Origin of the sequence: Paenibacillus xylanilyticus (genome assembly GCF_047246825.1) — a bacterium.
Taxonomy (GTDB): Bacteria; Bacillota; Bacilli; order Paenibacillales; family Paenibacillaceae; genus Paenibacillus; species Paenibacillus xylanilyticus_B.
This window is the reverse complement of the sequence record NZ_JBFOLB010000002.1, coordinates 461,232-480,857: the sequence shown is the minus strand read 5'-3', so window position 1 is coordinate 480,857 and position 19,626 is coordinate 461,232. Positions and strand designations below refer to the sequence as shown.

The following is a 19,626-nucleotide window of genomic DNA, read 5'->3' as shown; positions in this document are numbered from 1 at the left end:
GAATGTTCTGGTATAATGCAAGAGGGAACGGGGGAAACAGCATGAAGAGAAAGCGCACAAGGAAGAGAAAAAACAAAGTCATGAGCAGGCTCAAAAAATCGTTTATTACGCTGGCGACCCTCGTGGTTGTGGCGTTCTTTGCCTGGTTTGAGGGAGAATTACCGCTGGATCTGCCATCGCTGTTCAGTGGGAGCAGTCAGGGTGTGGATCACACCATTACCTTCCCATCCGACCGGTACCCGGAGACGGCCAATCATATCAAGGCCGCCATCAAGGCAGGGCACTCGGATGTATGCACGATCGATCGTGACGGCGCAGACGCCAATCGCGATTTGTCACTCAAGGGTGTACCCGTGAAGAAAGGGAAGGATCGGGATGAGTGGCCCATGGCCATGTGTGCTGAAGGCGGGGCGAATGCAGATATTGAGTATATTACACCCAAGGACAATCGCGGAGCGGGTTCGTGGGTTGGTAATCAGCTGAGTACATATCCGGATGGAACACGGGTGAAGTTTGTTGTGAAGTAGCTAGTAATAAGGAAACATAGAACAGACAAGAGCCAGACCGATGTGGGTCTGGCTTTTGTCTGTTCATCTATACCATTACAGATCTGCAATACATAACTGCATACCATTCATGTGATGGGAACGGATACTCAACAAGCGGGTAATCTGCTCCACCTCATCAAAAGGAATCCAAAGGTTTCCCTGTACCGTGCGCAGGGTAAGAATGGATGAGTCGGCAGAACGCTCGGGATAACCGGTCACGGTTTGACCGCTGGTGTTACGAACAACGATTTGCTGATTGCGACGAATGGCAATTTCTACCTCTTTTTTCATAAGACATTGCTCCTGGTTATGGGATGGTTACTTAATATGTCAATAATTTCAATGGTTAATTTGTCTTCTTTATCTAGTCTATCAGAACTAGGTATGGATTTCCAGAAAAGAAATGATGTTTCAGGTTAGGTGGATTGACTTATTGTAAGGATTGGGTTTTTGACCGCTAATTCCGGTTTATAAAAAATGTTGGGTTATGCACGAGTGATTAAGGGAGGGAACGGAATGACACAATTACTGGTTGGACTGGTCCGTACGGAGAACGAAGCGATTGTGATGCTTAACAAGCTTAGGGAAGCAGGGATGGAAGCAGAGGCGATGGGGGTTGTGGCGAAGGAGCATTTGGATCTCGATTTGATCAGCGAAAAAGCAGGTCTGGCCAAACCTTTGAAGGGGGCAGGTACAGATGGTGCATTTGGCGTCTTCAAGGGTGTGCTGGCAGCGTTGGGAAAACGAATGGATCAGACGATCTCTGCCGGTAAAGTGGTTCGCCGATTGGCAGGCAATGAAATTGGAGGAGAAACGGATGATCTCGTACTTACCCTGGCTGAAGCCGGGGTAGCCGAAGAGGATGCCCAGTACTATGAACAGTGGCTTCTCCAGGATCATTTGCTTGTCGTGGTGGAATGCGGAGAGGATGATGCTGCCCGAATCGCACCCATCGTAAAGGGAGAAGAATCATAAACAACAGGCCGTACACTTTTTAGTTTAATTTAAGCCTGATTTTAGGTTTCTTTAATGTTGAGGAGGTATTATGATCTCACACCTCCCTTAATATAGATGGTTTATAGAAAGTCCGGGACCGCAACTCGGACTTTCTAGGCACTGTCAGCTGATGCTGGCAGTGCCTTTTCATTTTCGTGATATTCAATTTGAAAAAATGCGAATTTAATAAAATATGTGTTGCATAATGTTTAATCCTATGATAAGATATTTCTTGTCGCCTCAAGTGATAAAGTAATGCATACATATGCCGGGGTGGCGGAATTGGCAGACGCACAGGACTTAAAATCCTGCGGTAGGTGACTACCGTACCGGTTCGATCCCGGTCCTCGGCATCTATTTAAAGAAGATCGCATGACGCTTGTTAAACAAGCTGTCCATGCGATCTTTTTTTATGTCAATATCTAATGAAATTCCTAGCTTTTCGGGTTCATAAACCCAAACTGTACATAATACATATCAGAAGGCACCTATATGCCTCAGACTGTAAGTTATGAAGACATGAATCGATGGTGTATACTATTATCCATAGGCATAAATTACCTTTATCTTGCGGAACTCAAGAAAGCAAAATAAATTTCTTTTGATGGAGGATCAGCACATGTTGAAACAGCTTCAGCCTTACCAGGTTTTACAGGAACGCAGGTTGGAAGAACTGAAATCAGATGGTTATCTGCTTGAACATAAAAAGTCAGGCGCCAGAATCGTCGTTTTATCCAACGAGGATGACAATAAAGTATTCAGTATCGGTTTCAGAACTCCTCCTAGTGACAATACGGGCGTGCCACATATTTTGGAGCATTCCGTGCTGTGTGGGTCCAAAAAGTTTCCGGCAAAAGACTCCTTTGTTGAACTGTTGAAGGGTTCACTGAATACCTTCCTGAATGCCATGACATACCCGGACAAAACGATCTATCCGATCGCCAGCCGCAATGATCATGATTTTCATAACCTGATGGATATTTATCTGGATGCGGTATTAAATACCAACATTTATGAGAACGAGAAAATATTCCTGCAAGAAGGCTGGAATTACAATCTGGCCTCGGCAGAGGATGAATTGACATATAACGGTGTAGTATACAACGAGATGAAGGGTGCATTTTCTTCACCGGAGCGTGTTGTACGCAGAGCCGTACTGAATTCACTTTTCCCGGATACGACCTATTCCTGCGAATCAGGAGGTATTCCGGATGAGATTACCGATCTGACCTATCAGGGATTATTGGATTTCCACACGAAATACTACCACCCTTCCAACAGCTACATCTACCTGTACGGGGATATGGATATGGAAGAAAAGCTGAAATGGCTGGATGAAGCGTATTTGAACCAATATGACCGGATCGTGACAGACTCGGAGATTGGGTTGCAGCAGGCCTTCAGCGAGCGGGTTGATGTGGTCAAAACCTATTCTGCCGGAAGTACCGAGTCGGAAGTGAATAACAGCTTTTTGACTTATAATGCGGTGATTGGAACAACGGTGGATCAGGAACTGAACATCGCCTTTCAAATTCTGCAGTATGCGCTCCTGAACGCACCAGGAGCTGTATTGAAGCAGGCACTGCTGGATAAGGGCATTGCGAAGGAGGTCTACGGCTCGTATGACGACAGCTTGTATCAGCCTGTACTGACCATCGGTTTGAAGAAAAGTAACCTGGAGAGCAAACAGGTATTTTTGGATACAGTGAACGAAGTTCTCCAGCGTGTTGTGAAGGAAGGAATTGATCCCAAAGCACTGCTTGCCGGAATTAATTCCTATGAATTCAATCATCGTGAAGCCGATTTTGGAAGAATGCCAAAAGGGCTCATCTATGGTTTCTATGCCCTTCAGAGCTGGCTCTATGATGATCAGGCGCCATTTGCCCATTTGGAGGCCAACGAGGTATTTGCGACGTTGCGTACCAAAATGAATGAAGGATACTTCGAGCGGTTGATTGAGCAGTATTTGCTGCAAAATACACATACTTCGTTTGTCGCAGTTACCCCGGATAAAGGGTTGAATCAGCGGAAGGAAGAAGCGCTGCGTACCCGATTGAAATCCTATCAGGCAAGTTTGAGTGAGGCAGAAATAGCGCAGCTGGTGCAAAAAACGAAAGAGCTCGCGGATTATCAGAATGAGCCTTCGACCAAAGAACAGCAGCAGGTCATTCCGACCTTGTCGATTGAAGATATAGAGCCCAAAGCATCAACCTTGTACCAAACCCTGAGAACGGTAGAGGGTACAACCATTCTGCATCACAATCTATACACCAACGGGATTGGTTATCTGAAGCTGTTATTTGATATCAAGGAGATTCCGCAGCATCTGCTGCCTTATGCCGGTCTTTTGAAAAGCGTGCTCGGTTATGTGGATACAGCGAACTTCACATTTAACGAGCTATCCAATGAAATTCATATCCATTCGGGCGGGATCAGTGCAAGTGTAGGTGCGAGTGCCGATGCGAAACAGTACAACGCCTACCGGGCCAACTTTGAATTTGGGGCCAAGGTTTTATACAGCAAGCTCGGATTTGCGTTTGACATGATCAAGGAGATCATTCTGACCTCCCGTTTCGATGATTCAAAGCGCTTGTATGAAATCATCTCCCAATTGAAGGGGCAATTGCAGCGCAGTCTGATCAATAGCGGACACTCCGCAGCAATGGGCAGATCATCTGCGAAACATTCAGCCGTGGCTGCCTTCCGGGAAGCGGTTAGCGGAATCGCCTTTTACCAGTGGCTCGAAGAGCTTCAGGCAAATTATGAGGATAGAAAAGAAGAACTTGCCACCCGTCTTCAGGAATTGACAGGCATTATCTTCAGACCTGAGCACCTGCTCGTCAGCTATACCGCGGATGAGAAAGGATATGAAGGATTGGAAGAGCAGGTGTCTGACCTGAAATCGAAGCTGTTCACACATGAGGTGTCTAAGGAGCAGGCTGTATTCACGGCGGTTCATCATAACGAGGGCTTCAAGTCACCGTCGGAAGTGCAATACGTGGTTCAAACAGGCAACTTCATTACGAAGGGATTCCAGTATACAGGCTCACTGCGTGTTCTTCAGGGGATTTTATCGCTCGATTATCTGTGGACCAATATCCGCGCCAAGGGTGGGGCATACGGGTGCATGAGCGGTTTCAGACGGAATGGTGACAGCTATCTGGCTTCATACAGGGATCCCAATCTTGAAAAAACCTACAAAGTGTATGAAGACATACCGCAATATTTGAAAAATTTCAAAGCGGATGCTCGTGAAATGACGCGGTATATTATTGGTGCCATTCAGGATCTAGATACCCCGAGAACACCTTATTCGGAAGGAACTTTCTCGCTTGAATGCTACTTGTCCAACGTTACCGAAGCGGACCTTCAACAAGAGCGGGATGAAGTGCTGCGTACAACGGAAGCCGATATCATTGATTCGGCTGCCCTGGTATCTGCCATCCTTGAACAAGGGAATCGCTGTGTTGTCGGCAATGAAGGCAAAATTGAGGAGCAAAGCTCTTTGTTCGACGAGACATTGGATCTGATCAAGTATTAATCGCAGAAGTTGCGCATGTATCCTCGTAAGTCGAAGGTATTCATAAGAAGCGGGTTCCTGGTTGGCTTGGCCACCTGGGAGCTCGTTTTTTTGATTATTGCACATGAAATTTGCTTATAGAGTAAACAGAGTGTAAATCATCAATGCGTGGAAGAACGTACGCCTGAAGCACATTTCTGGCCTGCCGCCCGGAGGTATGTTAAAATGATGGATAGTCTACGAGCTGTTAAGACAAGGCTCTCTCAGGGGCAGCCTATGGTTACGGGCTGCACGGGTATAATTCATCAGGGAAAGGAGCATATACATATGTTTGGAAACGATTGGGACACTGTTCTTAAAGAAGAGATTGAAGCGGAGTATTTTAACGATATTCGTTATGCACTGGCAGGGGAACATAAAACACAAACGGTCTATCCGTCCAAGGAAAACCTGTTCTCCGCATTAAAGCTGACTCCCTATCATCAGGTCAAAGCCGTTATTCTGGGTCAGGATCCTTATCATGGGGCCGGTCAGGCCCACGGACTCAGTTTTTCGGTCATGCCCGGTGTACGTATTCCGCCTTCACTATTAAATATATATAAGGAACTTCATGCGGACCTGGGGCTGCCGATTCCCAAACACGGATATCTGGTGCATTGGGCGGAACAGGGTGTACTACTGCTCAATAATGTGCTTACGGTGCGCGAGGGACAGCCGAACTCTCATCAGGGGCTGGGCTGGCAGACATTTACCGATGCAGTCATCCGCGCATTGAACGAACGCTCGGAACCGATGGTATTTATGCTGTGGGGCAGTCACGCACAAAAGAAAGGCGCTTTTATTAACCGGGATAAACATCTGGTACTGGAATCAACACACCCTAGTCCATTAGCGGCTCATCGTGGATTTCTCGGCAGTCGTCCGTTCTCCAAAGCCAATGACTTCCTGACCTCCAAAGGTATTCAACCGATTGACTGGACCATACCGGAAAACTAGATAAGTGGGGGTGAGGACATTGCGGCATTGGGTAGGACGAAAAGTGGCAGTATACCGGGCAACGGGCATACGAGAGCCATTGAAGGGGACACTGGTAGAGTGGGATGAAGAAGCGGATTGCGTACGAATTGGACCGAAGCGGATTAAGGTATCGTTCGACAATATCGCAATGATCAGACCTCTGCCCGAAGAGAGCCTTCCCCTAAAGAAAGCACGTTCTGAGGTGCATAAGGTCGGATATGTAATAAAAAAGGCAGTTCAGTTTGACAATGCCATCTATTTTAAATCACAGGTGATGATATGGCGGCGGGCCAAAATTGTAGCATTATCCACGATGATTCTTCGTCATGATGAAGATCATGTCGAGCTTGCAGATGGCCGGATGCTTCGCAAGGACAAGCATCTGTTTGTTGTGCGTTCCAGACGAGGCATACGCTAATACGCTGATATTTAATATTCATTTCATGTAAAGATCATATGGATTTAATCTTCGGCCTTTATATTAAATGTAACAACCCCTTCTAAATGATGTGTAATAACATGGGAGCCCGGCCGGCTGCAAACGGTCGGGTTTTTTTGTCTCCATCGGCCGTGAAGGGTAACATAGCAATGACATTCTTGTTATATACTAATGAGATAGACAACGAGAAGGAGTGAAGCCCCTTGAAACGTATATGTGTTTTTGCAGGTTCCAACCCCGGGAATCACCCGGACTATACACAACAGGCAGTCAACTTGGGCAAACAGATTGCGGATAACGGATTTTCACTTGTATATGGCGGTTCATGTATGGGATTAATGGGCGCGGTTGCCGATGCTGCTCTGGAGAATGGTGGAGAAGTTATAGGTGTTATGCCGACAGGACTGTTCCGTGGAGAAATTGTGCATGGAGGCCTTACACAACTGATCGAAGTGGGAACCATGCACGAGCGGAAGGCAACGATGGCTGAGCTTTCGGACGGATTCATAGCCCTTCCCGGTGGCATGGGTACCTTTGAAGAGTTGTTCGAAGTGCTGTGCTGGGCTCAGATCGGCATTCACCGCAAACCGGTTGGTTTATTGAACGTAAACGGATATTATGAGCCATTGATGAAGCTGGTGGAGCATAGTGTACATGAAGGGTTTTCGAATACCTCGCATCTCAGCCTATGGAGTCTTGAATCCGAACCGGCCGAGCTGCTTGCGAAGATGTCGGCTTACGTTCCCGCACAGTTGACTCAAAAATGGACTCAGCTTAATGAACAAAAGTAATCCAAGAGATTGGATTTAACCACCGGCATTCGCGGAAAACTTTCCATTCTGCCCAAGCAAGTTGTGACCTGAGACATAGTCTATAGTGTACTTTCTTAAGAGGGGAGTGTCACTCATGAGCGAAATCAAAGGCACAGGTTACGGGTATGGATACGGAGGCTTCGGCGGCGGAGCATGGACATCTACAGGCGCAATTCTGGTATTGTTCATTCTGCTGGTTATTATCTCCCGCACCTTCATTCTGTAATTCGGTCAGTCATTCCCGGATGGGGATGGATTCATCTGAAGCGCACCGGATGAGGAATTAGCCTTTCCATAGAAACGCCGGCAGCTGTCGGCGTTTCAGGGGAACGGTTTTTTGTTTTTTTTCTGCGAAGAAATGGTTAGAACTTAAAATAACAAACCCTGCTCCAACAGTGAAAATTAGGAGCAGGGTCAACCGTCTGGCATGCAGAGCTGTTTTACAATTTGCACTGGCCTATACCACAACGGCGGTCTCGTCTGGTACACTCAGTGATTTCCAGGCGATATACAGCCCCAGGGCAGCTGCGATCAAGGAGAGAATGGCAGCGACAACAGCCAGTTGATCCAAGGTTCTGGCTGAGATGTAGTTCGTGTTCCGCTGATTTGACGCTGTTTTTTTGCTAGATTGGTTTTTGATGTGCGCAGAGGGACTGGAATGCCTGGAAGCCGACTGTGATTGGGAGATGCGAGAGCGCGGGGGAAGGGGTTTGTTCCTTAAGGGCTTCAATAGTCAACCTCCTTATGGCGGAGTGCGGAACTTCTATCGCTCATATTATGTTATGTCGATTTGCAGATTGAGTTCGCAAAAATGAGTGAATCCCCCAGCCTGACTGGATATTTCCCTATACCTTTTGAATTGGATGTAGAACCGAACATGCATTAAACATTCTGTTAATACAGGAATGACAAATCGGTCGTATAGTGGAAATGGTAGAGTTGGCGTTTGAATTCAGGGGGTGCTGGAATAATGGCTATTGAGATTATTGCTCATAGGGGAGCTTCCGCCGTCTGTCCCGAAAATACGATGGCTGCGTTCGAACGCTGCCTGCAACTGGGAGCGACGGGCATTGAAACGGATGTTCAGATGTCCAGTGACGGCAGGCTGGTACTGATTCATGATGAGACGTTAAACCGTACTGCGGGTGCACCTGGCTGGGTTAAGGATACAACATACGAACAATTGCGCTTGCTCGATGCGGGAAGCTGGTTCCATTCGGATTTCGCCCAGGAGCGCATTCCTTCCCTGGAGGAGCTGTTTGATTTGGTCCAAGGGAAAAAAATTCTGCTTAATCTGGAACTGAAAAATGGAATTGTCGGTTACAGGGGCATGGAAGAAAAAATCGTGCAAGCCATTCGGGATTGGGATCTGGAACAGCAAGTCATCCTTTCCAGCTTCAATCATGCGTCATTGGTAAAGTGCAAACGTCTTGCACCGGAGATTCGTACAGCACTTCTGTACATGGAAAAACTGTATCGCCCTTACGACTATGCAGCCAAATTGGAGGCTTCTGCCCTGCATCCCTATAAGCTGGCTGTAACACAGGAGGAAGTAGCTGCCGCACAGGCTCAGGGAATTTCGACACATCCTTTTACCGTAAATGATCCTGCGGAGATGCAGGCTCTAATCCAAATGGGCGTGGAAGCCATCATTACCGATGTGCCGGATGTACTATCCGCATTGGTAGGAGTACATAGCCGCTAACACTATAAAATGGTCAAGCTGCACCCGAGCTCAAATGCTCAGTGCAGCTTTTTTTGTATCAAAAATGATTAATACTATAAACTTGTCCCATTTATCCATTGCCAGCGAGAGCTTGTTGACATACAATGATGTATGGGAATGAGAATCAATATCATTAACAGATCGGCAATAATAGAGGGGTGATTGTTATGTACATAGGATTGGTCTACTCCACTCATAACGAGGGTGGGCGCATATGAGTTCGAACGCTTCATCGGCAGGTCACAATACGGAATCACCGACAGCCAAAATACATACTCGTCCCTGGGCTGCTACCCTGATCCTGACAGGCGGTCTTGTGCTGCTCGCCCTGGGCATGGCTCTATCCATTTCCTTTGGCGCTGCAGATATCAAGCTTGGCGTGGTATGGCAAGCCATCTTCAACTTTAATCCGGATCTTACCCCGCATCAGATTATCTGGGAGATTCGATTGCCGCGTATTCTTGGCGGGGCGATGGTGGGTGCCTGCTTCGCCGTAGCTGGTGCGATCATGCAGGGGATGACCCGCAATCCACTGGCGGATTCGGGCTTACTCGGACTGAATGCCGGGGCGGGATTCGCCCTTGCACTGTGTTTCGCTTTTTTCCCGGGCATGCCTTACATGCATATCATCATGTACTCCTTTATCGGCGCAGGACTGGGCGTGCTCCTTGTATATGGATTCGGGGCCGCGTCCAGATCCGGCCTTACACCCCTCAGACTTGTGCTGGCAGGAGCAGCTGTGTCCGCCATGCTGTCTGCGCTTAGTGAGGGAATTGCATTGTATTTCAAAATCGGACAGGACCTGGCTTTTTGGACAGCGGGCGGTGTCGCGGGCACGAAGTGGTCTCAGCTGGAGGTCATGTTCCCTTGGGTTTTGGCTGCGCTCATTGGAGGCTTACTCATCTCCCGTTCCATAACGCTCCTGAGCCTCGGAGAAGAGATTGCCGTTGGACTGGGACAGCGTACTGGCCTGATCAAACTGATTGGTCTTATCGTTGTGCTTATTCTTGCGGGTACGGCCGTCTCCGTGGTTGGAGCAGTCGGTTTTGTTGGACTCATCATTCCCCATCTTACACGTAAAATCGTTGGGGTCGATTATCGCTGGATCATTCCATGTTCGGCCGTGATGGGTAGTTTGCTGCTGGTGTTCGCCGATCTGGCTGCACGCATGATTAATCCGCCATACGAGACGCCAATCGGCGCTCTGGTTGCCTTAATCGGGGTACCTTTCTTCCTCTATCTGGCACGTAAAGAAAGGAGGTCTCTGTAATTATGGGATCCTCAACTCTCGCTGGTGCAGAGCGTAAAAAGAGAACAAAAAGCACCATTGTCATGATTGTACTTGGTGCGTTGATTATAACTGCTTTTATTATCAGCATGAACACCGGGTTTACCAGGCTAACCCCGTTTGAGGTGCTTCGTACTTTATTTGGTGGTGGAACGGCGAAGCAGGAGCTCATTCTGTTTGAGTTCCGCCTGCCCCGCATCGTGATTTCAATCATGGTTGGTGCCGGTCTTGCATTATCCGGATGTATTCTGCAGGGCGTATCCCGCAATGCACTCGCGGATCCCGGTATACTTGGCATTAACGCTGGTGCCGGACTCGTCGTCATGCTGTTTGTATCCTTTTTCCCGACGACAACGGCGGCTCCTGTATTTCTGCTGCCGATTCTGGCCCTGATTGGGTCCAGTTTTGCCGCTTTCCTCATTTATGTACTTTCATATAAAAAAGGAGAGGGCATCATGCCTACCCGCATGCTGCTTACAGGGATTGGTGTAGCCGCTGGGATCAGTGCTGCGATGATTGTACTTACGCTTCGACTTAGCCCTGAGAAATATCAGTTTGTGGCGACTTGGATGGCGGGCAGCATTTGGGGCTCAAACTGGAAATTCGTCACCGCACTTCTGCCATTCCTCGTTGTTCTCATACCACTTGTTCTATATAAGGCGCGTGTGCTGAATGTGCTGAACCTTGGGGATCAGACAGCGAGTGGTCTCGGTGCGCCTGTTGAGCGTGAGCGGCTGATCCTGCTGGCTGCTGCTGTAGGTCTTGCCGGAACCTGCGTATCCGTTAGTGGAGGAATTGGTTTTGTGGGCCTGATCGGGCCGCATTTGGCCAGACGTCTCGTTGGTCCAAAACATCAGTTTCTTTTGCCTGCATCTGCCTTGGTTGGTGCGCTGCTTGTTCTAATTGCGGATACATTGGGCCGTGTCATTCTGCAGCCATCCGAGATCCCGGCCGGAATTCTGGTTGCGATCCTCGGTGCACCGTACTTCCTGTATTTGTTGAGCAGATCTAAATAGCAATTCTAATTGTAAAGGAACGCCTTCGGATGGCTCTTGTAGAGCTGTTCGAAGGCTTTTTTGTCCCAGCAAGTTGCATATTCGATTCCACTCGCTCCAAGGGCAATATATAGACGAATAGACCATTTCGATCTATACATTGGTGCTTGGAAGTTCTCTTTGGGTTTATGCAAATTGCTTGTTTGGATTATTTTCGATGTGATTAATTACCGGAGAGGGGCGAAAATACAATAGATAGACAGGTGAAAAGGCTTTGGATAAAAATAAGAGGATTTACTTTCCTTGGAGGAGAACGAGATGCTGCAGATTCTAGGCACGTGGCTGATATTTATTCTACTTCTGATCATCCTGCATCAAGGCATCAAAAAGCAATCTGTAATGGATGGAAAGAAGGGATACAGAGGTTGGCGTGGGTGGTTAACCGGACTATTTGTGGTGGGAGCCCTGCCGTTGGGTTTTGCTTTATACACCAAACTAACCGATGAGCGTCTGGATGCCAATATTGGGCTGGGTATTGCGATGCTGTTTGCCTGGGGGTATTGTGCTCTTTTATGTTGTGTGGGATTGATTGTATGGGGAAGGTATGGGTACAAGAGGTACCAAAGGAAGTGAATGGTGTCTATGCTCTTTTCTTGCAACATTGGGCCGTTAGAGGACGTTTACTTAGAGAGAAAGAGTGGCCAAAGTTGTTGTATCACAAAGAGGGGGATTTACATATGTCCAATCGTGTTGTAGTTCTCGTATTGATCGTGGTCATAAGTCTTACAGGATGTACGGGACAGATCCAAGATGAACAAGTACAGCCGCCACCAGATGCTCCTAAAGAGAAAGGGTTTACCGGCTATGTGGTGGATCGCAAAGATGACTCTATCCTTGTTGTAAGTCCGGAATATGAGGATTTCGGTTCCAATGGAGGGGCAAGTCGATATTATCCGGCAAAATGGTTCTCCAACGCACCTGATCCACAGGTGGGATCCTATGTTGAAATCTGGACGGACGGAGGCCCTGAGAATGAGCCTTATCCAGGTCGGGCAAGAGCAGAATCCATTGCGGAATATACCGCCGCTACTCCGGATGGGGCAAAGATCAGTGAGGCGGATGCAATTCGCGGCGGACTTTATCTGCCTGATGGAGAAAAGATAAGCGTTCCCGTCATTGAAGATGTCGAGTTTCAGGCGGGTACAGGGACCTGGAAAGTGCGCATGCGAGATGCGCTGGCAGTGGATCAAGATCAGTCGCAGGTTGAACTCGAGGTTCGAGACGTGGAGCCGGTAGAACCGGTGCAAAAACATGAAAGCGAATGAAAAGAGCTGATCAATTGTGGGGTCGAGAAGGATAGAAATGGGGCTCTGATTCATAGATAACGCAGACGAGATTCAAGAGTAAGTATAAAACATAAGCCCTCAGATCCCTTTTTGGCAGGATACGAGGGCTTATATAATGTATGTCATGATTATGCTAATGCTTATCAATCCGAAATGTTACCTGCCATTTTCAGACGACGTGCAATTTCTGCGAAATCCTCATGGGAAATGCCAGGAGCAAATTCTTCTTCCACCGCAGGTGCTTCAGGAATCGGGAATCCTTCTGGAACACCTTGAATGACTTCCAGAGGTTGTCCATCTTCAGGGTGTGTTCCTTTCCAAATTTGGCTGATGGCATTAAAGTCTTTATCGCTATAGGTATAGAGCTTCGTGTGTACACCTTTTTCTTCGTATTTCCGGGCTTCGGTAAATGCTTTGTTGTTCAGAGAAGGGATCGGAACCAATTTGGTTACATTCACCCCGGTTGCAATTTCAAGCGCTTTGGCATAGGCGACTACGTGTACACCGCCGCGTACGAGCAGGAAACCAACAACTTCCCGGGCCGCGGGATGGTCGGTCATCTCGTAAACTTTCATCTTATGTGTTCTTGCTCCGCATTCGAGGAAAAAGTTATGCAGCAGGTCCTCGACCAGGTTGCCGCTGTTGAACACATTTGCACCAGTCCACGGATTGCCCATGGAGTCAAAAGGCATGGCTCCCTGTGCCCCTGCCAGGTAGTGATAGGATAGACGTGCATCCTTCACGGAACCCAAAGGAGTATCATCTGGCTCCTTGTACTCGGTGGAACCTCTGAGACATTGGTTAATCCCGTGGGACACCAGCTCCACGTGACCCAGCTCTTCGGCTGTAATACTCATGACGAGGTCATAGAAAGGCTTCAATTTTTCCTTGGAACGAAAATTAAACGACTGATAGAGGTAGTTGTTCAACGTTGACATTTCTCCAAATTTGCCACCCAGCAGCTCCTGTATGGATGCGGCTGCATTTGGATCGGGCTTCTCGACATTGGGGATCTCAATCAAGATTTCATCCATTCGTTTGAACATTCGGGCATAACCTCCTCGAAATGGGTGTTCAGATAGTAGAGTGCGCCATCAAGGCCTATTACACATAGAACATGGAAATCAAACCCAAGATATCATAATTGGGCCTAAAGACGTACGCAGTATATTGGATTTCTGGTTTCCAATTAAATGCAATACAAGTACAATCAGAACAACTAGATATTTTTTGCTATGGAAGCAAAAGGGAGGACAAGTTTTTGTTTAAACGTTGGTTTATCGCTGCATTTGCTATATGTATTTTTTTATTTCATTCCGGCGAGCAGGTTACTGCATATGTTAATCACCAAGTAGAATTGGATCAACAAACGAGAGAGGCTCTGGAGGAAAAGTACGGACTGGATAAGCCGTCTGATCCTTATCCAACGAATGATCTGTGGTCAGGGGACTGGGGAGCAAGTTTCAATCCTCCATTGAATCGACATCAAATCATTATTCAGATTGTCCGCTGGGTTCAGCAGCCTCTAAACTAAATCATCTACCTAATGGTGTAAAACGAACTCCCCCAGGGCAGGCTAACGAAAACAAGCCCCAAGGAGTGATTGATATGAGAATGTTCATCGTTACCCTGATGACGGTTATGCTGAGTTTGACGGGACTAACCACCAGTTTAGCGGCACCCGTTCCCGATTATGCGAAATGGGGAATCATCGCAGTAAAAGAAACACAGACCAAGTATAATGTGGACATCTTGGACTACAAACACATTGGACGCACCTCACTGACGGCCAATCAATCCCGAGAACAGTTCAAGTTGTGGGTGCGGGGCAAAGACGGCAAACAATTTGCAGTGTATGTCAATGTTGATTTTAATCCGAATACGCAGCAGTTAAAAAAAGTCCAATTCAGTGAATCAGACCGACATTAAAGAAAAACCAGGCTTCCCTGATACAGAGGTGAAGTCTGGTTTTTTACTGTCGTTATTTCGCATTATTCGATTCTTCTAGCCCCTATATGGACGAAAAAAAACCTTGATTTATATATTGAATGTTAGAAATCGCTAAATGGATATATGCAAAATCCCCTGTATAAAAATCCTTTTTTTAGTCATTGAATAAAGAACTTATGTTCGCATATAATAGGATATACAAACAAACGTTCTTATTGGAGGGATGATTATGCTGGGAAAGTATATTGGTCAGATGGTGGAACTCGTGTACATGGATCGTGCAGGGCATATCACGCAGCGGCAGATTCGAATTAACAGTGTGCATGGGGGGAGGATCAGAGCATCCGCAGGCGCAGACGGGTCACCCCGAACATTTCTGGAGCAAGGCGTTCTGGCATGGCGTCCGGTACTTCATAAGGATGGGGAGGCAGGGATATGTTAAACGATTTTGAACGTAAAATTTTACGAATTATCGTCAATTATGCTGGACAGCGGCGACGTGTGCCCCGAATGGATGAGCTGGAGAATAAGACGGGACGAAGTCGGGCACTCATTCACGAATCATTGCTGGAACTTGAGCGCAGGCAGCATATTGTGTGGGAGAACAAGTCCACCCTGGAAGGGATACAAATCTTGCAGGCATGGGAACAGGAGCCGCAGCCGATCCGCAAAAGCCAGCCTGCCGGCGATGCTGTAAAATATTTTTTGGAGTACTAGGAAAGACATCATATAGAATTAAAAACGCCAACCCGGTATGCCGGATTGGCGCTTGCGCGTTCATTTATTTGAGCATTTTGCATAAATCCAATAAGCGACTTCCATCTTCAATATATAGATCGAAATGGTCCTATTCGTCTATATATTGAACCCCGGAGCGGGTGGAATCGAATGATGCAAAATACTGATTTAAAAAGTAGGGAGTTGGTCGAGATTGTTGGATGGGTCGCCGTCCGCGTCACCACGAATGTACATTTCCCCATCCTTACCTTTGAATACATTCACACCGGCAATGGCTCCTGCTTGTACTTCTGTCAGGGCTTGTTGGTAATCCAGTATGCGTCCGGATGAAGTTTGAAAGCCAGTCAGATTGCCGTCACCATTTTTTTGTACTGCCGTGAAGCTTTCGCGTGTCGTTTGATCCATAATGTCACACTCTCCTTGTCTGACTAAATGGGAATTTGAGTTCCTCTTTAGCCTGTCCGAATCAAAGATAAGTATGCATTACATGTAGATTCACACCAGGGATAAGGTTTTACAAACTCTTTCTCATGCGGACGTGCAGAATGTCTGCGTCATAAAAAGGTTCTTCCGAAATCACTTCATAACCAAGTTTCTCATAGAATTTCTGTGCCTGGCATTGAGCATCCAGCACAGAGTAAGCCAGGCCAAGCTCGCGTGCCCGCTCTTCCATGGCCAGTAGGAGAACACGTCCATAACCGAATGAACGATGAGACTCGAGCACAGCGATTCGCTGCATTTTGGCGGTGTCCTTGCTGTAGTAGATAAGGCGTCCTGTGGCTACAGCCTGTCCGTCTGTACTTAATAACACATGGTGTACATCAGGGCTGATGACGTCATATTGATCAATTTCAATTTCTGCAGGCACCTGCTGCTCCAATACAAAAACGTGATGGCGAATGCCCAATGCTTGCTGGAGTTGTTCTTCTGTCGTTACATAACTAATTTCGGCTGCCAATTCCATTCCTTCTTTCTGCTCATGCGAGACATATCAGACTGCATTATACAAAAAATCGCTTTTCCTGTATAGTTGAGTCTGGAACATAATGGGAGAGGAGGTGAGAGTGATGGGCATGGCAGGGATTATGACCATTACACTCTTAATGTCCGCCGGAATGATTGCTTTATTGTATTACGTGACCAAAAAAGCCTACTCCAGGAAATGGGACGAAGATGAGTGAGGATTGCAGCAGGTCAGGGCAAAAATTCACTGTCTCCCTGAGGTGAGTAAACATCCTGATTGACGGATTTGGAATAGACGTCAAGCCATACCGGCAGATCATCCGTTTCATTGGGTTGCTGTAATTGTTGGAACTGTACTGTATGCTCATCTCGCTCTAGACTGCAGGCAGAAATCGTGAGAGCGACGAGTATGATAAGGGTCAGTGTGAAGCCAAATCTTTTGTTATGTAACTGCGGCTTACGATATTTTACGTTTTGCACAAAGGTCACCTCGTGGTTGAAATGGTAATCATTCCTTAGTTTGCTCTAATTTCATTGATTATAACCAACAAAACCATTGACATTGTACGCGTTTACTTGGTATGATACTGTTACTTCATTGGAAAACCATATGATATCATGATCTGTTAGCTCAGCTGGGAGAGCACTATCTTGACAGGGTAGGGGTCAGTGGTTCGAGCCCACTACAGATCATAACGAAAAGTCCTTGCGTAGCAAGGGCTTTTTTCTTATTTAGAGTGAACATGAAAAGGAAGTTAGAGAGATCTTTTAGAGCAGATTGGGGAGGAACGATAATATTCGTTCATGTCTGATAGGGAGCGAGGTCTTCCATTTCTATAAGGTACCTATTGAAATAAAATACAAAAAATCAGAAGTCGCCAGATGGGCGGCTTCTTTTTTTATTACAAATAATTATTTACAACCACAATTAAATTGTGTACAATCTAATTGTAAACAAAACGAAAGAATAATCACTTAACAAAAAATAAAAAATAATCATGCAGAGGAGAAAATAAAAATGAAAACATTATATGAAACAACAGTAATTAATACAGGTGGACGTCAAGGGATCGTGCAATCGCCGGATAACGTGTTTATGCTGGATGTTGCTGCACCTCCAGAGCTTGGCGGCCAAGTGACCACGGCTACGAATCCGGAACAGCTGTTTGCAGCCGGATACAGTGCTTGCTTTAACTCTGCCTTGGAGTTTCAATTGAAGAAACATAAGGTGGAAATTGAGAGAAGCACAGTAGCTGCAACCGTAATGCTTGTTACGGATCCTTCAGATAACGGAGTGAAGTTGGAAGTTGAGCTGGAAGTTAAAATCGAAGGCTTGGACGAGGAGACAGCAAATAAGTTTGTCAAACTGGCCCATGACTATTGCCCATACTCCAAAGGCATCAAAGGTAATGTGAATGTAACTGTAGAAATGGCGTAATTACGTAGATCACATAAATGCTCACTCAGAAATCTAAAGCACCTTCAAACGGCTGTCCTTTGGCAAAAAAGGGATACCGATGTTGAAGGTGTTTTTTATTTTTAAACCAGTAATGGGAAAAGCATAACGATTGAAATATACCCGTATGGGGTATATTATTAACATTGAGATTCATAACCCAAAGGAGTGTAACTATGAAGAAGTACGCAATGATGATGATGATGACGCTGTTGATCACTGGAAGTCTAATGGTAAGTGGATGTGGCAAAAGTGAAAGCGCAGATCAGAACAGCAGCAGTAACGATCATGCAGCCACTACGGGAGAAATGCACCATTCCGACTCGGGAGAGCTGCCAGAAGGGATTAAGGAAATGACCGATCCTACATATCCTGTCGGCAGCCAGGTGACAATGAGTGCCGACCATATGTCTGGAATGAAAGGGGCCCAAGCGACGATCGTTGGAGCGTATGAAACGACCGCTTATGCTGTTACGTATACACCGACAACGGGGGGAGACCCGGTGAAGAATCACAAATGGGTGGTCCAGGAGGAGATCCAGGATCATACAGATCAACCCTATGCAGCCGGAACGGATGTTGTACTGAACGCTGATCACATGTCTGGTATGGATGGGGCCAAGGCCACCATTGATTCCGCTGAACAAACGACAGTATATATGGTGGACTACACACCATCCAGCGGCGGGCATTTGGTGAAAAATCATAAATGGGTTACAGAGAGTGAATTGTCTGCCGAATAGATTACAGAATCACTAAGATTAGATGAATAACTAATTCTGTACTCAATTATGGGTTATAATGGAATTTGATGAAAAAAAGTGCTGGAGAGGGGGATGCATATGATGGATTTTAGCAAGCCACCCCATGCCTCGGAGACCGAAACACACAGTCAGCGTCATCATGAGCGTGAACAACAGCTCGTGTCGGGTGGAGGTAAGGGCATTTGGTGGGAAATCAGCAACTGGCTGATTCTTGGCGGAATTCTGGTGGTTCTATTCTTATTGTTTAAGTACGTTTTCTAAGTCAATTCATAAGTGAAAATAGGTAGAGAGCTCATGATGGGCTCTTTTTTTTGTTTTGAGCAATCCATACATACTCAATCGATAACAAATGACAAAAATCATTATTTGTCATTTGTTAAAATCTGTGATAATCTAACCTCAGGGTGGAGGTGACAAGTAGATGGTTAAACGTAAATCATCTCGTTGATATGGCAAAAGACAAAGCTTCTGAATTTCTAACTAAAGAGCAAATCATTACAGCTGCGCAGGAAACGATCAGGCGTTATGGCGTTTCCAAAACTTCCGTTACAGATGTAGCCAAATTACTTGGGGTGAGTCATGGAACCATTTACAGACATTATGCCAGCAAGAAGGAATTGCTCGAAGGCGTAACTGCGCAGTGGCTGGAAGATGAGATTATTGCTCCACTCGGGAAAGTCGTACGGGAGAGAAGTAACCCGGAAGAAAGAATACAACATCTAAAATTATACATCGAGACTTTGATTCAACTTAAGCGTCATTATGCGAGTTCTGACACAGAGTTATTTGAAATGTATGCCAGGGTCACACAGGAATCAGCAGATATTATTTACAGACATGTGGAGCAGTTAACACAGCATTTGACTGAGATTATACAGCAGGATCGCCATCTTAATATAAAGAGCCCTGGAAAAGTAGCGGCAGCAATCTTACATGCAACGGCTCGCTTTCATCACCCGGCACATGCTTATGAATGGCATAGTCAGACGATTGATGAGGAATTCGAGCAGGTCTGGTTGCTGGTGGTGCTAGGAATGCTTCATCTAAACATAGGGAGGGATTAATTTT

At 46.4% G+C, this 19,626-nt stretch carries 26 protein-coding genes and 2 tRNA genes; 22 read left to right on the top strand and 6 right to left on the bottom strand.

Annotated features, from left to right (window positions below):
* The first annotated feature begins 41 nt into the window (after positions 1 to 41).
* Positions 42 to 527 (top strand): DNA-entry nuclease, encoded by a 486-nt coding sequence (locus AB3N00_RS16845; RefSeq protein ID WP_413035616.1) that lies wholly within the window; start codon positions 42 to 44, stop codon positions 525 to 527.
* 75 nt (positions 528 to 602) lie between these two features.
* Here AB3N00_RS16845 and AB3N00_RS16840 read toward each other — a convergent pair whose 3' ends face one another.
* A complete protein-coding gene (locus tag AB3N00_RS16840) occupies positions 603 to 839 on the bottom strand; it encodes a hypothetical protein (protein WP_413035615.1) in 237 nt (78 codons plus the stop codon).
* 225 nt (positions 840 to 1,064) lie between these two features.
* Between AB3N00_RS16840 and AB3N00_RS16835 the strand changes: the two genes are divergently transcribed.
* The 7 genes from AB3N00_RS16835 to AB3N00_RS16805 all read left to right on the top strand — a co-directional run bounded on the left by AB3N00_RS16835 (position 1,065) and on the right by AB3N00_RS16805 (position 7,558).
* Complete coding sequence (locus AB3N00_RS16835; protein ID WP_413035614.1) at positions 1,065 to 1,523, top strand: hypothetical protein; 459 nt, start codon at positions 1,065 to 1,067, stop codon at positions 1,521 to 1,523.
* A 288-nt stretch (positions 1,524 to 1,811) separates the two neighbouring features.
* Positions 1,812 to 1,897: transfer RNA gene (locus AB3N00_RS16830), tRNA-Leu, on the top strand.
* 266 nt (positions 1,898 to 2,163) lie between these two features.
* The gene (locus tag AB3N00_RS16825; protein WP_413035613.1) at positions 2,164 to 5,085 is read left to right on the top strand and encodes an insulinase family protein; all 2,922 of its coding nucleotides are present in this window, start codon (positions 2,164 to 2,166) and stop codon (positions 5,083 to 5,085) included.
* Between the two features lie 306 nt (positions 5,086 to 5,391).
* Positions 5,392 to 6,060, top strand: a complete 669-nt coding sequence (gene ung, locus AB3N00_RS16820; RefSeq protein WP_413035612.1) for a uracil-DNA glycosylase — start codon at positions 5,392 to 5,394, stop codon at positions 6,058 to 6,060.
* Between the two features lie 19 nt (positions 6,061 to 6,079).
* Positions 6,080 to 6,499, top strand: coding sequence for a hypothetical protein (locus tag AB3N00_RS16815; protein WP_413035611.1), 420 nt, complete (start codon positions 6,080 to 6,082; stop codon positions 6,497 to 6,499).
* Positions 6,500 to 6,723: 224 nt separating this feature from the next.
* Positions 6,724 to 7,311, top strand: a complete 588-nt coding sequence (locus AB3N00_RS16810; RefSeq protein ID WP_413035610.1) for a TIGR00730 family Rossman fold protein — start codon at positions 6,724 to 6,726, stop codon at positions 7,309 to 7,311.
* A 115-nt stretch (positions 7,312 to 7,426) separates the two neighbouring features.
* A complete protein-coding gene (locus AB3N00_RS16805) occupies positions 7,427 to 7,558 on the top strand; it encodes a YjcZ family sporulation protein (protein WP_217506391.1) in 132 nt (43 codons plus the stop codon).
* Between the two features lie 231 nt (positions 7,559 to 7,789).
* On the opposite strand, the gene AB3N00_RS16800 is transcribed toward AB3N00_RS16805, so the two are convergent.
* Complete coding sequence (locus AB3N00_RS16800; protein ID WP_413035609.1) at positions 7,790 to 8,062, bottom strand: hypothetical protein; 273 nt, start codon at positions 8,060 to 8,062, stop codon at positions 7,790 to 7,792.
* Positions 8,063 to 8,299: 237 nt separating this feature from the next.
* Here AB3N00_RS16800 and AB3N00_RS16795 point away from each other — a divergent pair, with 237 nt between their 5' ends.
* The 5 genes from AB3N00_RS16795 (at position 8,300) to AB3N00_RS16775 (ending at position 12,666) form a co-directional block, all read left to right on the top strand.
* Positions 8,300 to 9,037, top strand: a complete 738-nt coding sequence (locus AB3N00_RS16795; protein ID WP_413036058.1) for a glycerophosphodiester phosphodiesterase — start codon at positions 8,300 to 8,302, stop codon at positions 9,035 to 9,037.
* Positions 9,038 to 9,272: 235 nt separating this feature from the next.
* Positions 9,273 to 10,328, top strand: a complete 1,056-nt coding sequence (locus AB3N00_RS16790; protein WP_413035608.1) for a FecCD family ABC transporter permease — start codon at positions 9,273 to 9,275, stop codon at positions 10,326 to 10,328.
* A gap of 2 nt (positions 10,329 to 10,330) precedes the next feature.
* A complete protein-coding gene (locus tag AB3N00_RS16785) occupies positions 10,331 to 11,362 on the top strand; it encodes a FecCD family ABC transporter permease (RefSeq protein ID WP_413035607.1) in 1,032 nt (343 codons plus the stop codon).
* 297 nt (positions 11,363 to 11,659) lie between these two features.
* Positions 11,660 to 11,974 carry a hypothetical protein gene (locus AB3N00_RS16780; RefSeq protein ID WP_413035606.1) on the top strand — a complete coding sequence of 105 codons (315 nt, stop codon included), beginning with the start codon at positions 11,660 to 11,662 and terminating at the stop codon, positions 11,972 to 11,974.
* Between the two features lie 104 nt (positions 11,975 to 12,078).
* On the top strand, positions 12,079 to 12,666 hold the full coding sequence (locus AB3N00_RS16775) for a DUF3221 domain-containing protein (protein ID WP_413035605.1): 588 nt from the start codon (positions 12,079 to 12,081) through the stop codon (positions 12,664 to 12,666).
* Positions 12,667 to 12,830: 164 nt separating this feature from the next.
* Here the strand turns inward: AB3N00_RS16775 and AB3N00_RS16770 are convergent, their stop codons facing one another.
* Positions 12,831 to 13,733, bottom strand: coding sequence for a manganese catalase family protein (locus tag AB3N00_RS16770; RefSeq protein ID WP_413035604.1), 903 nt, complete (start codon positions 13,731 to 13,733; stop codon positions 12,831 to 12,833).
* Between the two features lie 215 nt (positions 13,734 to 13,948).
* On the opposite strand from AB3N00_RS16770, the gene AB3N00_RS16765 reads away from it, so the two are divergent.
* The 4 genes from AB3N00_RS16765 to AB3N00_RS16750 all read left to right on the top strand — a co-directional run bounded on the left by AB3N00_RS16765 (position 13,949) and on the right by AB3N00_RS16750 (position 15,354).
* Positions 13,949 to 14,221, top strand: coding sequence for a hypothetical protein (locus tag AB3N00_RS16765; RefSeq protein WP_413035603.1), 273 nt, complete (start codon positions 13,949 to 13,951; stop codon positions 14,219 to 14,221).
* Positions 14,222 to 14,295: 74 nt separating this feature from the next.
* Entirely contained in the window at positions 14,296 to 14,616 is a 321-nt protein-coding gene (locus tag AB3N00_RS16760) for a DUF3889 domain-containing protein (RefSeq protein ID WP_413035602.1), read from the top strand.
* A 250-nt stretch (positions 14,617 to 14,866) separates the two neighbouring features.
* Complete coding sequence (locus AB3N00_RS16755) at positions 14,867 to 15,079, top strand: hypothetical protein (RefSeq protein ID WP_175395735.1); 213 nt, start codon at positions 14,867 to 14,869, stop codon at positions 15,077 to 15,079.
* Positions 15,073 to 15,354, top strand: coding sequence for a hypothetical protein (locus AB3N00_RS16750; protein WP_413035601.1), 282 nt, complete (start codon positions 15,073 to 15,075; stop codon positions 15,352 to 15,354). Before AB3N00_RS16755 ends, AB3N00_RS16750 begins: the two co-directional genes overlap by 7 nt.
* Positions 15,355 to 15,543: 189 nt before the next feature.
* Here the strand turns inward: AB3N00_RS16750 and AB3N00_RS16745 are convergent, their stop codons facing one another.
* From AB3N00_RS16745 to AB3N00_RS16735, 3 genes are all read right to left on the bottom strand, one after another.
* Positions 15,544 to 15,780, bottom strand: coding sequence for a DUF3892 domain-containing protein (locus AB3N00_RS16745; RefSeq protein WP_413035600.1), 237 nt, complete (start codon positions 15,778 to 15,780; stop codon positions 15,544 to 15,546).
* Between the two features lie 109 nt (positions 15,781 to 15,889).
* Complete coding sequence (locus AB3N00_RS16740; protein ID WP_413035599.1) at positions 15,890 to 16,333, bottom strand: GNAT family N-acetyltransferase; 444 nt, start codon at positions 16,331 to 16,333, stop codon at positions 15,890 to 15,892.
* Positions 16,334 to 16,569: 236 nt separating this feature from the next.
* Complete coding sequence (locus AB3N00_RS16735) at positions 16,570 to 16,818, bottom strand: hypothetical protein (RefSeq protein ID WP_413035598.1); 249 nt, start codon at positions 16,816 to 16,818, stop codon at positions 16,570 to 16,572.
* 140 nt (positions 16,819 to 16,958) lie between these two features.
* Here AB3N00_RS16735 and AB3N00_RS16730 point away from each other — a divergent pair.
* The 5 genes from AB3N00_RS16730 to AB3N00_RS16710 all read left to right on the top strand — a co-directional run bounded on the left by AB3N00_RS16730 (position 16,959) and on the right by AB3N00_RS16710 (position 19,622).
* Positions 16,959 to 17,031 (top strand) — tRNA-Val (locus tag AB3N00_RS16730).
* Between the two features lie 325 nt (positions 17,032 to 17,356).
* On the top strand, positions 17,357 to 17,776 hold the full coding sequence (locus tag AB3N00_RS16725) for an organic hydroperoxide resistance protein (protein ID WP_413035597.1): 420 nt from the start codon (positions 17,357 to 17,359) through the stop codon (positions 17,774 to 17,776).
* A gap of 194 nt (positions 17,777 to 17,970) precedes the next feature.
* On the top strand, positions 17,971 to 18,537 hold the full coding sequence (locus AB3N00_RS16720) for a YdhK family protein (RefSeq protein WP_413035596.1): 567 nt from the start codon (positions 17,971 to 17,973) through the stop codon (positions 18,535 to 18,537).
* 102 nt (positions 18,538 to 18,639) lie between these two features.
* Positions 18,640 to 18,819, top strand: coding sequence for a hypothetical protein (locus AB3N00_RS16715; protein ID WP_413035595.1), 180 nt, complete (start codon positions 18,640 to 18,642; stop codon positions 18,817 to 18,819).
* 188 nt (positions 18,820 to 19,007) lie between these two features.
* Positions 19,008 to 19,622: a TetR family transcriptional regulator gene (locus tag AB3N00_RS16710; RefSeq protein WP_413035594.1), complete on the top strand. Its 615-nt coding sequence runs from the start codon at positions 19,008 to 19,010 to the stop codon at positions 19,620 to 19,622.
* The last annotated feature ends 4 nt before the right edge of the window (positions 19,623 to 19,626 follow it).

What these genes read in the sequence shown, in the direction of transcription:
- AB3N00_RS16845 (WP_413035616.1), top strand. Translation starts at nt 42, where the DNA reads ATGAAGAGAAAGCGCACAAGGAAGAGAAAAAACAAAGTCATGAGCAGG.
- AB3N00_RS16840 (WP_413035615.1), bottom strand. Translation starts at nt 839, where the DNA reads ATGAAAAAAGAGGTAGAAATTGCCATTCGTCGCAATCAGCAAATCGTT.
- AB3N00_RS16835 (WP_413035614.1), top strand. Translation starts at nt 1,065, where the DNA reads ATGACACAATTACTGGTTGGACTGGTCCGTACGGAGAACGAAGCGATT.
- AB3N00_RS16825 (WP_413035613.1), top strand. Translation starts at nt 2,164, where the DNA reads ATGTTGAAACAGCTTCAGCCTTACCAGGTTTTACAGGAACGCAGGTTG.
- ung (WP_413035612.1), top strand. Translation starts at nt 5,392, where the DNA reads ATGTTTGGAAACGATTGGGACACTGTTCTTAAAGAAGAGATTGAAGCG.
- AB3N00_RS16805 (WP_217506391.1), top strand. Translation starts at nt 7,427, where the DNA reads ATGAGCGAAATCAAAGGCACAGGTTACGGGTATGGATACGGAGGCTTC.
- AB3N00_RS16790 (WP_413035608.1), top strand. Translation starts at nt 9,273, where the DNA reads ATGAGTTCGAACGCTTCATCGGCAGGTCACAATACGGAATCACCGACA.
- AB3N00_RS16785 (WP_413035607.1), top strand. Translation starts at nt 10,331, where the DNA reads ATGGGATCCTCAACTCTCGCTGGTGCAGAGCGTAAAAAGAGAACAAAA.
- AB3N00_RS16780 (WP_413035606.1), top strand. Translation starts at nt 11,660, where the DNA reads ATGCTGCAGATTCTAGGCACGTGGCTGATATTTATTCTACTTCTGATC.
- AB3N00_RS16775 (WP_413035605.1), top strand. Translation starts at nt 12,079, where the DNA reads ATGTCCAATCGTGTTGTAGTTCTCGTATTGATCGTGGTCATAAGTCTT.
- AB3N00_RS16770 (WP_413035604.1), bottom strand. Translation starts at nt 13,733, where the DNA reads ATGTTCAAACGAATGGATGAAATCTTGATTGAGATCCCCAATGTCGAG.
- AB3N00_RS16760 (WP_413035602.1), top strand. Translation starts at nt 14,296, where the DNA reads ATGAGAATGTTCATCGTTACCCTGATGACGGTTATGCTGAGTTTGACG.
- AB3N00_RS16755 (WP_175395735.1), top strand. Translation starts at nt 14,867, where the DNA reads ATGCTGGGAAAGTATATTGGTCAGATGGTGGAACTCGTGTACATGGAT.
- AB3N00_RS16750 (WP_413035601.1), top strand. Translation starts at nt 15,073, where the DNA reads ATGTTAAACGATTTTGAACGTAAAATTTTACGAATTATCGTCAATTAT.
- AB3N00_RS16745 (WP_413035600.1), bottom strand. Translation starts at nt 15,780, where the DNA reads ATGGATCAAACGACACGCGAAAGCTTCACGGCAGTACAAAAAAATGGT.
- AB3N00_RS16725 (WP_413035597.1), top strand. Translation starts at nt 17,357, where the DNA reads ATGAAAACATTATATGAAACAACAGTAATTAATACAGGTGGACGTCAA.
- AB3N00_RS16720 (WP_413035596.1), top strand. Translation starts at nt 17,971, where the DNA reads ATGAAGAAGTACGCAATGATGATGATGATGACGCTGTTGATCACTGGA.
- AB3N00_RS16715 (WP_413035595.1), top strand. Translation starts at nt 18,640, where the DNA reads ATGGATTTTAGCAAGCCACCCCATGCCTCGGAGACCGAAACACACAGT.
- AB3N00_RS16710 (WP_413035594.1), top strand. Translation starts at nt 19,008, where the DNA reads ATGGCAAAAGACAAAGCTTCTGAATTTCTAACTAAAGAGCAAATCATT.